14 protein-coding genes are annotated in these 12,266 nt (G+C 65.5%); 11 read left to right on the top strand and 3 right to left on the bottom strand.

Going from position 1 to position 12,266, the window contains the following annotated elements:
* Positions 1-36: 36 nt before the first annotated feature.
* From Har1129_RS00635 to Har1129_RS00620, 4 genes are all read left to right on the top strand, one after another.
* Positions 37-465 carry a DUF5791 family protein gene (locus tag Har1129_RS00635; protein ID WP_151098885.1) on the top strand — a complete coding sequence of 143 codons (429 nt, stop codon included), beginning with the start codon at positions 37-39 and terminating at the stop codon, positions 463-465.
* A complete protein-coding gene (locus tag Har1129_RS00630; protein WP_151098884.1) occupies positions 462-1,352 on the top strand; it encodes an SDR family oxidoreductase in 891 nt (296 codons plus the stop codon). The genes Har1129_RS00635 and Har1129_RS00630 overlap by 4 nt, the downstream gene beginning before the upstream one ends.
* 49 nt (positions 1,353-1,401) lie before the next feature.
* Positions 1,402-2,586: a bifunctional oligoribonuclease/PAP phosphatase NrnA gene (locus Har1129_RS00625; RefSeq protein WP_151098883.1), complete on the top strand. Its 1,185-nt coding sequence runs from the start codon at positions 1,402-1,404 to the stop codon at positions 2,584-2,586.
* Positions 2,587-2,658: 72 nt separating this feature from the next.
* Positions 2,659-3,744, top strand: a complete 1,086-nt coding sequence (locus Har1129_RS00620; protein ID WP_151098882.1) for an aldo/keto reductase — start codon at positions 2,659-2,661, stop codon at positions 3,742-3,744.
* Here the strand turns inward: Har1129_RS00620 and Har1129_RS20330 are convergent, their stop codons facing one another.
* Positions 3,745-3,915 carry an HVO_0758 family zinc finger protein gene (locus Har1129_RS20330; RefSeq protein ID WP_004517187.1) on the bottom strand — a complete coding sequence of 57 codons (171 nt, stop codon included), beginning with the start codon at positions 3,913-3,915 and terminating at the stop codon, positions 3,745-3,747.
* A gap of 119 nt (positions 3,916-4,034) precedes the next feature.
* On the opposite strand from Har1129_RS20330, the gene Har1129_RS00615 reads away from it, so the two are divergent.
* From Har1129_RS00615 to Har1129_RS00595, 5 genes are all read left to right on the top strand, one after another.
* Complete coding sequence (locus Har1129_RS00615; protein WP_151102058.1) at positions 4,035-5,171, top strand: MFS transporter; 1,137 nt, start codon at positions 4,035-4,037, stop codon at positions 5,169-5,171.
* Positions 5,172-5,203: 32 nt separating this feature from the next.
* Positions 5,204-5,674 (top strand): hypothetical protein, encoded by a 471-nt coding sequence (locus tag Har1129_RS00610; RefSeq protein WP_151098881.1) that lies wholly within the window; start codon positions 5,204-5,206, stop codon positions 5,672-5,674.
* Between the two features lie 158 nt (positions 5,675-5,832).
* Positions 5,833-6,453 (top strand): CoA pyrophosphatase, encoded by a 621-nt coding sequence (locus Har1129_RS00605; RefSeq protein ID WP_151098880.1) that lies wholly within the window; start codon positions 5,833-5,835, stop codon positions 6,451-6,453.
* A gap of 70 nt (positions 6,454-6,523) precedes the next feature.
* A complete protein-coding gene (locus Har1129_RS00600) occupies positions 6,524-7,309 on the top strand; it encodes a luciferase (protein ID WP_151098879.1) in 786 nt (261 codons plus the stop codon).
* Positions 7,310-8,413 carry an FAD-binding oxidoreductase gene (locus tag Har1129_RS00595; RefSeq protein ID WP_151098878.1) on the top strand — a complete coding sequence of 368 codons (1,104 nt, stop codon included), beginning with the start codon at positions 7,310-7,312 and terminating at the stop codon, positions 8,411-8,413.
* 30 nt (positions 8,414-8,443) lie between these two features.
* On the opposite strand, the gene Har1129_RS00590 is transcribed toward Har1129_RS00595, so the two are convergent.
* Together Har1129_RS00590 and Har1129_RS20325 are read right to left on the bottom strand one after the other, a co-directional pair.
* Complete coding sequence (locus Har1129_RS00590) at positions 8,444-8,962, bottom strand: Hsp20/alpha crystallin family protein (protein WP_151098877.1); 519 nt, start codon at positions 8,960-8,962, stop codon at positions 8,444-8,446.
* The gene (locus Har1129_RS20325) at positions 8,959-9,117 is read right to left on the bottom strand and encodes a hypothetical protein (RefSeq protein ID WP_004517194.1); all 159 of its coding nucleotides are present in this window, start codon (positions 9,115-9,117) and stop codon (positions 8,959-8,961) included. Before Har1129_RS20325 ends, Har1129_RS00590 begins: the two co-directional genes overlap by 4 nt.
* A 104-nt stretch (positions 9,118-9,221) precedes the next feature.
* On the opposite strand from Har1129_RS20325, the gene Har1129_RS00585 reads away from it, so the two are divergent.
* On the top strand, positions 9,222-10,019 hold the full coding sequence (locus Har1129_RS00585; protein WP_151098876.1) for a DUF429 domain-containing protein: 798 nt from the start codon (positions 9,222-9,224) through the stop codon (positions 10,017-10,019).
* A 98-nt stretch (positions 10,020-10,117) separates the two neighbouring features.
* The gene (locus Har1129_RS00580) at positions 10,118-12,040 is read left to right on the top strand and encodes an ABC transporter ATP-binding protein (RefSeq protein ID WP_151098875.1); all 1,923 of its coding nucleotides are present in this window, start codon (positions 10,118-10,120) and stop codon (positions 12,038-12,040) included.
* The last annotated feature ends 226 nt before the right edge of the window (positions 12,041-12,266 follow it).

Raw genomic sequence — 12,266 nt, 5'->3', positions numbered from 1 at the left:
ACCGAAGTAAAATACCCCGGGGCCATACCGTTTCCCATGCTTCGAGGCGAGTTTCCGGATGCGGGCGAGCAGTCCTCCGATGAGTTACTGGCGGCCTACAGCACCGTGTTAGCCGAGACAGTCGAGACAGTCGGCGTCGAAGCGGTCGTCGCCGAGACCGGTCTCGATCAAACGACGGTGACAGCGTTCGCCGACGGCGATGTCGCCGACCGGACACTCGACGAAGCGGTCGCTGTATTGGCGACCGGACCGGACCGACCGGACGCCGACGCACTGCAGGCCGAAGCCCAAGACATCCTTCTGATGGGGATGACGACGGCCGTGATGGACGTGGAATCGCTGGCCTCCGGCATCGACGACGAACTGGAACCGAAGGAGATCCAGCAGAAGATCGAAGGCCGGTTCCCGGTGACACTGGCGGAGTACGCCCTCCTGCACAGCTACATCGAGGGTGAAAAGCGGTGACGAAACGCGTCGTAATCTTGGGATGTGGGTACGTCGGCCTCGAACTCGGGCGACAGTTGCAGGACAACCACGCGGTCGTGGGTGTCCGCCGGTCCGACGACGGTATCGCGGCTATCGAGGACGCCGGATTCGAGGCAGTCCGGGCCGACGTGACCGACCCCGAGTCGCTGTCTGCGGTGCCGGACGCCGACTGGCTCGTCTTCGCCGCGAGCTCCGGCGGCAGGGGTGCTGAGGCCGCCCGAGAAGTGTACGTCGAAGGGCTTCGAACGGCTATCGACCACTTCTGGTCGCGGGCCGACCCGCCCGAGCGGCTGGTGTACACCTCTAGTACCGGCGTGTACGGCGACCACGACGGCGCGTGGGTCGACGAGGAGACGCCGCTTGACCCACAGACCGAAAAGACCGAAGTGTTAGCCGAAGCGGAGCGGATCGCTCGCGAGCGCCCGGTGGAACACGGCGGCCACGGCACAGTCGCCCGCTTCGCCGGCTTGTACGGTCCGGGTCGCTACCGACTGGAGCGGTATCTGGAGGGGCCGGTAACGGCCGGCTACCTGAACATGGTTCACCGTGATGACGCGGCCGGTGCTGTGCAACACGTCTTGACGGAGGCCCACCGCGACGAGGTGGTGCTAGTCGTCGATGACGAGCCCGTCGAGAAATGGGCGTTCGCCGACTGGCTGGCCGAGCAGTGCGACGTCCCGTTCCCACCGAAACAGACGACCGAGGAACGGCTCGCCGACGACAGCCTCTCGGAGACGGCGAAGCGTCGTATCCAGACGAGCAAGCGATGCTCAAACGACCGACTCCGGGAACTGGGCTACGAATTCGAGTACCCGACCTTCCGGGAAGGATATCGCGACGCCATCCGTGAAAACCGGCAAAATTAGCTGTAACGGGGGCGAACTTTATTACTGATAGGCTGGCGAACAGCGTGGTATGACACGCGTTGCCGCCGGCGGACTGCAGATCGACGCCGCCGCGGCGTTCGCTAGCGAGAACCCCCTGCTGGTCGCTGGTGTCGCTGTGGTCCTGTTTGCTCTCCTCGGTACCGGCATCTGGTTGCGTCGGTATCTCAGCCGAACGCCGGGCGAGCGATTACGTCGGACGCTGACCGGCTACGACCGAATTGCAGTGTTGATGCACCCGAACCCGGACCCAGATGCGATGGCGTCCGCGCTGGCCGTCAACCAGCTCGTCGCCGGCACCGATACGTCAGCGTCCCTGCTGTACCCCGGAGAGATACGTCGCCCGGAGAACCGGGCCTTTCAGACGGTGCTTGATCTTGATTTCGACCACATCGAAACTGTCGAGGACATCGACGAAGAGGCGGTCGTCCTCGTCGACCACAACACGGCACGCGGCTTCCCCGGTGCCGAGGAGGTCGAGCCGGTTGCCGTCATCGACCATCATCCCGGCAACGGTAGTGGCAACGAGTTCACCGACATCCGGTCCGACTACGGGGCCTGTGCGACCATCTTCGCGAGCTACTTCAATCAGTTAGAATTCGAGTTCAGCGACACACAGGGGAACGGGAGTATTGATATCGACGCGGCACCGGCAGAGACAATTCCCTGTGCGCTGGCCACGGGGCTGATGTACGGGATCCAATCAGATACTCGGTCGCTGACAAACGGCTGTCAGTCCGAGGACTTCGCGGCTGCTGCGTTCCTCTACGATGGAATGGACAGCGACCTGCTCAACCGCATCGCGAACCCGCAGGTCGACGCGGAAGTACTCGACGTGAAGTCCCGGGCCATCGGGAACCGAGAGGTACGAGCGCCCTACGCGTTCAGCGACGTGGGCGAGCTCTCCAACACGGATGCGATTCCGCAAGCAGCGGACGAACTGGAGACGTTAGAGGGCGTCTCGGCGGTCGTTGTCGTCGGCGAAAAGCAGGGGACCATGCGCATCGCCGGGCGCTCGCGGGACGACCGCGTCCATATCGGCCGGGCGATAGAAGCCGTCGTCGATGAGATCCCGATGGCCGAGGGCGGTGGCCACGCTCGGATGGGCGGCGGCAAGGTACCGGTCGAGCACATGGCCGGCCTCGGACCCAGCGACGGCGTCTCCCGCGAAGACTTCCGCGAGCGAGTGTTCGACGCGATGAGCGGCGAACTGTAACGGGCGACTTGTGTGCGGTCGGCGAACAGGGTGAATCTCTGTTCTTTTGTCGCTGCCCGACCAACAGCCGGTATGGCCACACGGGAGGCGACATGGGCGTACCGGGACGACCACGACGAGTTCGCGCGCACCTTTTACCGGCGGTTCGGGGACGGCGTCGTCTCCAGCATCGGCATCGGCACGTATCTCGGTGACCCGACCGACGAGCGGGACGCGAGCTACCACGATGCCATCGTCACGGCGCTCGAATCCGGTGTCAACGTCGTGGACACGGCGATAAACTATCGCCACCAGCGCTCCGAGCGCGTCGTCGGTGACGCCGTCGCGGACGCCGACGTTGATCGCGAAGCGGTCGCCGTCGCGACGAAGGGTGGCTTCATCCCATTTGACGGGGCACGACCGTCAGACCCCGGCGCGTTCGTCCGGTCGGAGTATCTCGACACCGGTATCGTCGACCGCGACGACCTCGTTGCCGGCCAGCACTGCATCGCGCCCGACTACATCGACGACCAGCTCGACCGCTCGCTCACGAACCTCGATCTGGACAGCATCGACCTCTACTACGTCCACAATCCGGAGACGCAACTGCAATCGAAATCCCGCGAAGAAGTGTACGACCAGTTAGAGGCGACCTTCGAGCAACTGGAGGAGCGCGCGGCAGCCGGCGACATCAAGCATTACGGCGTCGCGACGTGGGAGGCGTTCCGCGTGCCCGCCGACCACGACAGCTACCTCTCGCTCCCCGAGGTCGTCGAGCGCGCTCGCGCGGCGGCAGAGACGGTCGGTAACGCCGCGACACATCTCCGTGCGATTCAGTTGCCGTTCAACATCTCGATGGCCGACGCGTTCACGGTCGCGGCTCACGACGGTGCGGAGGGGCCGCAGTCGGCACTGTGGTTCGCGCACGAGGCCGGACTTGACGTGTTCACCAGTGCATCAATTATGCAGGGACAGCTAGCCACAGCGGTCCCGGACAACGTAGCGGCGAAGCTCTCGGGCGAGACGAGCGCACAGCGCGCCATCAACTTCGCCCGCAGCGCGCCGGGCGTGACCTGCTCGCTGGTCGGTACGGGCTCGGTCGAGCACGCCCGGGAGAACGTCGATGCAGGCCGATACGAACCGCTCGGTGCGGACGCGTTCGACGCCGTCTTCGAGTAGCTAGCTGAGCTCTTTCCACTTACCGTCGCACTCGGGGCAGACGCGCACTTTCCCGACTTCGTCCGGGTCGTTCTCCGTCGCGAGCGGCTCGTCACAGCTGGTACAGGAGAGCCGTCCGTAGTTGTCCTTCTCGACGTCGCCGGCCCGGAGGGCCTTCCTCACTGAGTCCATACCTGCCAGTGTGCTACCCGCGTGTAAAAACCCCGTGGCGGCGTTCCGGAACGTTGTTCATGTTTTCCGACGTATCGCCGGTCGTGTCTCGTCGCCGCGTCTTCGGCTCGCTGTTGGGGATGGTGTTTTGCATCAACCTCGCGAGAGTCGTCTTTGCGCCACTTATCGAGCCGATTCGGGCGACAACGGGTGCCTCGGATGCAGCGCTGGGCCTGCTCGCAACGATGGCGTGGGCCGGGAGCGCCCTCCCTCGGTTACCGACCGGCGTCCTGTTGACCCGGATATCGCGGGCGAAGGTCATCTTCGGCTCCGGCGTCGTGCTGACGCTCGGGACGACGTTCACCGCGCTCGCGTTCGACCCGACACTGTTACTCGTCGGCGCGTTCACAATGGGGCTTGCAAGCGGCATCTACCTGACCGCGGCGAACACGCTGGTCAGCGAACTGTATCCGGACCGACCCGGCCGCGCGCTCGGGAAACACGGCGTCGCCGCCCAGCTCGCCGCTGTCGGCGCGCCAGCCCTCATTTCGTTCGTGCTCATCGTCGGGACGTGGCGCACCGCGCTGCAAGTGCTGGCCGTCGCTGCGGGACTGGTAACCGTCGTTTTCACGCTCATCGCGAGACGCTCTCAACTCCCCGACGCCGGGAGCGAAGACCGCGACCTCCTCGGCGCGGCGCGTGCCCAGTGGCACATCATCGTCACCAGCATTGCCACCATCGGCATCGCGGGATTGGTCTGGAACGGGCTGTTCAACTTCTACGTCACCTACGCCACGAGTGTCGGGCTGTCCGCGGGGTCAGGCCGGACGCTGCTGTCGCTCGCGTTCGGGGCCGGCGTGCCGGCCTTCTACGTCAGCGGTCGTCTAGCGGACCGGCTCCCGTCGATTCCCTACCTCCTGACGATTCTGGCGGTCTTTACCGGCTGCGTACTGGTGCTCCCGTCGCTGACTGGATTCTGGTCGCTAGCCGTATTCAGCGTCGTCGTCGGCTATGTCATCCACAGCATCTTCCCGGCGGTGGACGCATACCTGCTCGGTTCGCTCCCGGACCGCCACCGCGCGAGCGCCTACGCCACCTCCGGCGCGGGAATGATGTTGCTGCAGGCTCCCGGAAGTGTACTCGTCGGGAGCCTGCTCGACGCCGGCGTCACGTTTCCGACGCTGCTTCGCGGCATGGGACTCGCGTTGCTCGTCGTCCTTGTTACGATGGTGTCGTTGCACCGCAACGGCCGGCTGCCGAGCGCAGCCCGAGCCTAAAGGCTGAAGCCGCTCGGTGCCGCGTCACCTGTATGGACCTGCCACCGGACGAGCTGGCTGGCGTCGTCGACCTTTTCGGGTCGCTCACCAGAGCGGAACTCATCGACGCCTGTGGCGAACTCGCTTTCAAGCAGGCCGTCGACGCCGACCCGGACGCGACCACGGCGGCCATCGACGCCGCTGTCGATTCGTACCACCTCGTCGCCGTCGACGACCACGCCGCCGACACCGACGAGACGCTGCTGGTCGTCGGGCCGGTCGCGTTCCCGGCTCTGCCCGACGGCGCGGCCGACCTCCCGCACATCATGGACGTGCCAACCCGCGATATGTCGCGTGACGCCGTCATCGAGGCAGTCAAGTCCCGCTTCAGGGAGGATGCAGTGATGGCCGTCAAGAACGGCGACGAGGACCGCGTCGAGACACTGCTTGACGTGAGCTACGACATCGAAGCGTGGGAGAACGTGGAGATGGACGGTCTTCGGGACCGACTCGACGACGTGTAATCGACTGGTGACGGCGACAATCAGTCCGGTTTCATCGGAGTCATGCTCCAAACTCCCAGAGGGAAGCGGTCCAGCGTTCCGTATTCTGCACCATTAAAACGGGTAGTTCGCAGGAGTGAGCCACCCGAATTAAGACGCTCGGTCACCTACCATCTGCTATGCAGTTTGACCGGGTCGCGGCTCACGAGCCAGTCGTCGTAGACGATGAGCCACAGGAGGCGGCCGTCATCGCTCCGGTCGTCACGCGACCCGAGGGCGAGGCGATACTGTTCACGAAACGCGCCGACCACCTGTCGGACCACCCCGGACAGATGTCGTTCCCCGGCGGCGGTCGCGAACCCGAAGACGAGGACCTGCTTCGGACGGCGCTCCGGGAGGCCAACGAGGAGATCGGACTCGACCCACTGGCGGTCAACGTCGTCGGCCGACTTGACGATATCCGGACCATCACCCGCTACTCCGTGCGCCCGTTCGTCGGGCGGATCCCGGACCGCGACTATCTGCCCTCGGACGAGGAGGTCGCGGAGATCGTCACCTTGCCGGTGTCGGAACTGACGGACCTGAACAACTACGAGTCCGAGCACCGCGACCACCCACACTACGGTGAGATTCGACTCCACTTCTTCTACGTCGACGGCTACACCGTCTGGGGCGCGACAGCACGGATGCTCACCCAGTTGCTCGAACTCGCGACCGACTGGCGGATCCCACCCGAGCCGGACCGATACATGGGACCGGACGACGACCTGCCGCCGAGCGTGCGCGACGAAGCCGAGTGACACAGCGCCGGCTGCGGTTGGGCCGAGAGCGACAGGATTTTGCGACCCGGCGTCATTGGTGGTGTACTGGATGACCACGCTTACCGGTGCGACACTGGCGGCCGCCGGCATCGACGCGGTGGCGCTCAAGCCGACAGAAGTGGACGTGTCGCGGGCGACGGACCTCGATGTGGAGACGCTTGCAATCGATTACGAGGGGGCGGCCCACGTCCCGGAGACGGACACTATCGAACGGCTGGCATCGACCGCCGACGTCCGAGTCACCACGCCGGTCCGGGCCGACGGCTTCGACCCGCTGGGCGACGACAGCGGGTTCGGCGCGCTGCCGGCAGGTGCGGGACACGTACTGGTTGCCGGCCACAGCGCGTATCTCTCGGAGGACGAGGCAGCGCGGGCCGTCGCACCGCGGTTACGGGCGGCCGTCGACGACGCCACCGACCCGTGGGTCGGCACCGAGGGCATCGAGCGCCTCGCGCTGGCGGTCGGTGGCACGCAGTACGAACTCCTTTCCCGGACGACGGCCCGCGACGTTCGGGCGCTCCGAACGGCCGATTTCGAGGGAGAGATTGCCGTTTACGCGCCGATTGTGCTTTCGAACAGCGAGGACGCGATGCTCGATGCCGTCGCCGACTACGCGGCTCGGCGCGGCCCGGTCCGGAACGCACTGCCGGAGGGCGCGCCGACTGACAGCCAAGCGACGGGCCGAGCCAGAGACGTGCTCACACAGGCTATCCGCGACTACGCGCTCGTCGGCTCCGTCGAGACGGTCGCCGAGCGAACCGAACGGCTCCGCGACATCGGCGTCGACACGATTGTCGGCTATCCGGCGCGTGGCCTCGACCCCTTCCTGTCGTAAATGAACGTCGCTGTCGTCGGCGGCGGGGCCGTCGGTCTGTCGACCGCGCTGGCGCTGGCCCGCCGCGGCGCATCGGTCACAGTATTTGAGCGTGATACTCTCGGCAGCGGCGCGAGCGGCCGGGCGGCCGGTCTCTGTTACGACGCGTTCGCCGACGACGTGGACGCTGCCGTGGCCGCGGACGCGCTGACTCGCTATCGCAATCTGGACCTGTTCGAGCCACAGCCATACGTCTGGGTCGCGCGCGACGAGAGCGACGCCACGGCCGTCCGCGAACAGATTTCGGGGATGCAGCGAAACGACGTGGCGGTCGAGGCGCTCACGCCGACGGAACTCGACGACCGCTACCCCGCGCTGGACACCAGCGGTATCGAAGTGGCCGGCCTTGCCCGCGACGCCGGCGTGCTCGACCCGGACATGGTGGTGGCGAGGCTCGCCGAGCAAGCCCGCGAAACGGGTGCAACCATCGAAACGGACACGCCGGTCTCCCTCGCGTCGCCGACGACTGTCGAGACGGCCGACGGCCGGCGGACATTCGACGCGGTGGTCGTCGCGGCCGGCCCGCAGACGAAGCCACTCGTCGGCGATGTCGGCGTCTCGCTGGCGCTGAAAGCCTACCGGGCGCAGGCGCTCGTGACCGACCCGGTCGACGCCGCGCTGCCGTCGTTCTACGACGCCACACGGGAGTTCTACTGGCGACCGAAGGACGGTTCGCTGCTGGTCGGCGATGGGGCACACGAAGTCGACCCGACAGACTGGGACCCGGCGGCGGACGCCGAGTTCGTCGCCCGGAGCCTCGACCGCGTCGAGCAGACGGCGGCGCTCACGCCAGCCTGTGAGCGAGCGTGGGCCGGCCTGTGTACGGCGACGCCGGACGGCGCGCCGCTTTCCGGGCGGGTCGCCGACGGCCTCTGGGTGGCGACCGGCTGGCAGGGCCACGGACTCATGCGCGCGCCAGCGTTGGGCGACTATCTCGCAGCGGACGTCCTCGACCGCCCGAACCCGCTCTCCGAGCATCTCCCTGACCGCGTCGACCCGACCCGGTTCGACGGCTCCGAGACGTTCGCCGCGCTAGAGGACCCGACGCGTGACTGGGAACAGTGAATACGGTGTCAAAAGCAGTGTCCAGACTGGTCAGCGGTCGTCGCTGTCGCCCTCGACAGCTGATTCGGTCACGTCCTCGACGTCGGCCGTCCCGTTGTCCGCATCGCTCCCTCCGTTTGCCTCGCTGGCGTCGGTTTCGACTCCGACATCCGTTGCTTCGTCCTCGACGTGGTCCGTCTCAACCTTCGGGACGCGGACGTGGAGCGTGCCGTTGCTCTTGAGCGTGGCCTGTGCCGTTTCCGGGTCGACAGCGGCATCGCTCGGAAGCGTGACACTCCCGTCGAGCGCAAGCCCGCGCCCGGGGTAGCGCATCTCGAAGCCGTCGTAGAAGTCCCGGAAGCGGTCGATTCGGACCTCCACGCGGTCGTCGACGTATCGGACTTGGATGTCCGACGCCGTCGTGCCGGGCGCGTCGAAGACGATGAGGTAGGCGTCCTCGGATTCCAGCAGGTCAGACGGCAGTGGCTTGTTCTCCTGAACCCGCCCGGCAGCCCGACCGATATTCTCGAAGATCGCGTCGCTGATAGAGGAGCCGATGTCTCGCATCATAGTTCCACTTCGTCGAGGCAGTCCGTCCCGCCACAGTACGGACAGGAGAAGGCCGCGAGTTCGACATCGTCCGGCATATCATACGTGTAGTGCATCTCGAACATGTCGAGTTCGCAGCTGTCGTCCGTGCAGACGACTTCCATTGTGGCTGGCATACTATTCCGTTGGTCCGTCGGGGACAAACCCCTTACGGACGGGGCTGGGGTTACCCAGTCCTCACAGTCCCAACATTGATGCCGTCACCGGCGTACTCGGGTGTATGAGTGAACGCGTCCTCGGGGCGGATTTCAGCGGCGCAGCGACCGCTGGCGACGCGCTCTGGGTCACTGAGGCGATACCGACGGGAGACGGGCTGGCGGTACAGCGGTGCTACCGCGGAACGGACGAGTGGGGGCGGGACCGTGAAGCTGCTCACGCCGGCCTCCTCGACCGCATTACCGACACTGACGTCGGGACAGTCGGACTAGATTTCCCGTTTAGCCTCCCCCAGACGATACTCGATGCGCAGTGTGGCGGTACTTGGGCCGGCTTCGTCGACTGGCTTACGAGTGGGAGCGGCCCGACCGACCCGGCGTCGCTGTCGGAGGTATGCCGGCATACTGCGGAGATGGCGACCGGAAACCGGGACCTTCGCCGGGAGACGGATTTCCGTCGCGGCGCGCTGTGTCCCTACACAAATCGAACGCGCAGCATGACCTTCTACGGCGTCCGGGACGTACTCGGGCCACTGCGAGGCGACGATGCGACAGCCGTCGTGCCGGTGCAGGGATGGGACGCCGATACGCTGGTCACGGAAGTGTACCCCGCCGCGACGTTCGGCTGGCTGGGCTGTTACCGCGAGGGGTACAAGAACGTCGACGATCCGCGACAGCGACGAGAGGCGAACATCGCGGCGGTCGAAGCGTGTAGCGTCACAGTCGGCGAGCACCGCGACACCTACCTCGGGAACCACGACGCGCTGGACTCGCTAGCCGCCGTGGTTTCGGCAGGCCGGTTGGCCGACGGTGCCAGACCGTCCGCTTCGGGTCCCGAGAGTGAGGGCTGTATCTACGTCTGAGGCATCAGCCGCGGTCCATCTCGTCCGGGCCATCGTTCACACACAGTACTCTGTGGCCGAAGCCCGGCATATATCAGTTTCCGGGCCAACTACCGTCTATGCCTGACGATCAGGGCGGCTTCGAGGGCGTCCGGGAGAACGTCGACGGCCACCCGATGGTCAATCTTATCGGCTATGCTACCCCCTACTGGCTCCGCCTGTTTATCGGAATCGTGGCGGCGTTCTGTACCCGGTTTGCCCGCCTCGTTCCACCGATAATCGTCGCCGCGGCCATCGACCGAGTCGTCCTCAGCAGCGGCGAACCGGGGCTGCTGACCGATGCCGGCCTGCTCCCGCCCGGCGAAATCGTCGGAGAGGCCGCCCGTATTGCCTTCCTCCAGCGACTCGTCGTCATCGCAGCCATCGCCTACCTGCTCCGGTCGGCGACGCGCTTCGCATCGAGGTATCTCCTCCAATCAAGCGCCCAGAAAATCCAGCGGGACCTCCGGAACGACACGTACGACCACCTCCAACACCTCTCGCTGTCCTTCTTTGCGAACCACCAGACCGGCGGGATGATGTCGATACTCAACAGCGACATCAACCGGCTGGAATCGTTCCTCAACACGGAGTTCCGCCAGATGATTCGGGTGGTGGCGACCGTCGGCGGAATCGCGATCATCCTCTACCGGTACTCTCCGAAACTGGCGCTCATCGCGCTCGGCCCGGTGCCACTCATCGGCATCGCCAGCGGCTTCTTCCTCACCTGGATCGAGCCGAGATACCGCTCCATCCGCCAGACAGTGTCGCGGCTCAACACCCGGTTAGAGAACAACCTCAGCGGCGCGCCAGTTATCAAGGCGTTCGACCGCTACGACTTCGAGCGCAAGCGGGTGACCGACCAGAGCCAGGAGTATCACGACCAGAAGGTGGCCGCCCTGCGCATCCGGCGGGCCTTCTTCGCCGGCCTGCGACTGCTTACTGGTATTGCGTTCGTCCTGATTCTGTACGTCGCCGGGATGGACTTCATCACGAACCCAGAGAGCGAAGCGGCGCTGTCGACTGGGGCGTTTGCCCTGTTTTTCCTGTATATCCGCCGGCTGTACTCGCCGATGCGCCGAATCGGGCGGTCAGCGAACAAGTACCAGCTCGCCAAGTCCAGCGCCGAGCGCGTGTTCGGGCTGCTGGGTCAAGCGCCCGCGGTCACCGACCCCGGAGACCCCTACGAACCCGATAGCATCGATGGGTCGGTCGAGTTCGACGACGTGACGTTCGGCTACGGCGACGAGCCCCCGGTCGTCCGTGAGGTTTCGCTGGACGTACCCGACGGCGCGACCATCGGTCTGGCCGGCGCGACCGGGGCTGGCAAATCCACCCTGCTGAAACTGGTGCCGCGGTTCCACGACGTGGATGCAGGCGCGGTCCGAGTGGACGATGTTGACGTGCGCGAGTACGGCCTTCAGAGCCTCAGGAGCGAAATCGCTATCGTCGAACAACAGCCGTACCTGTTCTCGGGGACGGTCGCCGAGAACATCGCCTATGGCGACCGCGAGGTGCTCGACGCCGAGCAGGTGGACGACGAGGTGCGAGGGAGTGACTGGGAAACCGCACGCGACCGTGTCCGCGAAGCGGCGGAGGCCGCACAGGCCCACGAATTCATCCGGGACCTGCCGGAGGGGTACGACACGCAGATCGGCGAGCGCGGTATCAAGCTCTCTGGCGGCCAGCGCCAGCGGGTCGCCATCGCCCGCGCCCTGCTAAACGATCCCGAAATCATCATCTTCGATGAGGCGACCAGCGACGTGGACACGGAGACGGAGGACCGTATCCAAGAAAGCATCGAGCAACTGGTCGCGGACCGAACCGCGTTCGTCATCGCCCACCGCCTCTCGACCATTCAAGACGCGGACCGCATCGTCGTGATGGACGACGGGGAAATCGTCGAACGGGGCAGCCACGCTGACCTGCTCGCGGCCGACGGCAACTACGCCGACCTCTGGCACGCCCAAGCCGACGACCAAACGGTCAGCGCCGACGACTGAGACTGCAGACCGAATCTCTCTGAAGGCGGGTCAGAACCAGTAGTATGACCTACTGCGCCGCCGGGAACTCGTGATTCGCCCGTTCGAGTCCAGCTACATCAGCGAGCGCCGCTGAAGAGACGCTGGTCGGTTTCACTCCCACTCTCTAGTTTGCATCTGCCCCCTCCGGTTGCCACTTGTCAACAATATCCTAGAAATGGAGCAATGTCCGTATGCGCTATAGAGA

It is taken from the genome of Haloarcula sp. CBA1129 (genome assembly GCF_008729015.1).
Taxonomy (GTDB): domain Archaea; phylum Halobacteriota; class Halobacteria; order Halobacteriales; family Haloarculaceae; genus Haloarcula.
This window is presented reverse-complemented; position numbering and strand designations above follow the sequence as displayed.

Coding starts and splice junctions, on each gene's coding strand:
- Har1129_RS00635 (WP_151098885.1), top strand. CDS start 37: ATGCTTCGAGGCGAGTTTCCGGATGCGGGCGAGCAGTCCTCCGATGAG.
- Har1129_RS00625 (WP_151098883.1), top strand. CDS start 1,402: ATGACACGCGTTGCCGCCGGCGGACTGCAGATCGACGCCGCCGCGGCG.
- Har1129_RS00620 (WP_151098882.1), top strand. CDS start 2,659: ATGGCCACACGGGAGGCGACATGGGCGTACCGGGACGACCACGACGAG.
- Har1129_RS20330 (WP_004517187.1), bottom strand. CDS start 3,915: ATGGACTCAGTGAGGAAGGCCCTCCGGGCCGGCGACGTCGAGAAGGAC.
- Har1129_RS00615 (WP_151102058.1), top strand. CDS start 4,035: ATGGTGTTTTGCATCAACCTCGCGAGAGTCGTCTTTGCGCCACTTATC.
- Har1129_RS00610 (WP_151098881.1), top strand. CDS start 5,204: ATGGACCTGCCACCGGACGAGCTGGCTGGCGTCGTCGACCTTTTCGGG.
- Har1129_RS00605 (WP_151098880.1), top strand. CDS start 5,833: ATGCAGTTTGACCGGGTCGCGGCTCACGAGCCAGTCGTCGTAGACGAT.
- Har1129_RS00600 (WP_151098879.1), top strand. CDS start 6,524: ATGACCACGCTTACCGGTGCGACACTGGCGGCCGCCGGCATCGACGCG.
- Har1129_RS00595 (WP_151098878.1), top strand. CDS start 7,310: ATGAACGTCGCTGTCGTCGGCGGCGGGGCCGTCGGTCTGTCGACCGCG.
- Har1129_RS00590 (WP_151098877.1), bottom strand. CDS start 8,962: ATGATGCGAGACATCGGCTCCTCTATCAGCGACGCGATCTTCGAGAAT.
- Har1129_RS20325 (WP_004517194.1), bottom strand. CDS start 9,117: ATGCCAGCCACAATGGAAGTCGTCTGCACGGACGACAGCTGCGAACTC.
- Har1129_RS00585 (WP_151098876.1), top strand. CDS start 9,222: ATGAGTGAACGCGTCCTCGGGGCGGATTTCAGCGGCGCAGCGACCGCT.
- Har1129_RS00580 (WP_151098875.1), top strand. CDS start 10,118: ATGCCTGACGATCAGGGCGGCTTCGAGGGCGTCCGGGAGAACGTCGAC.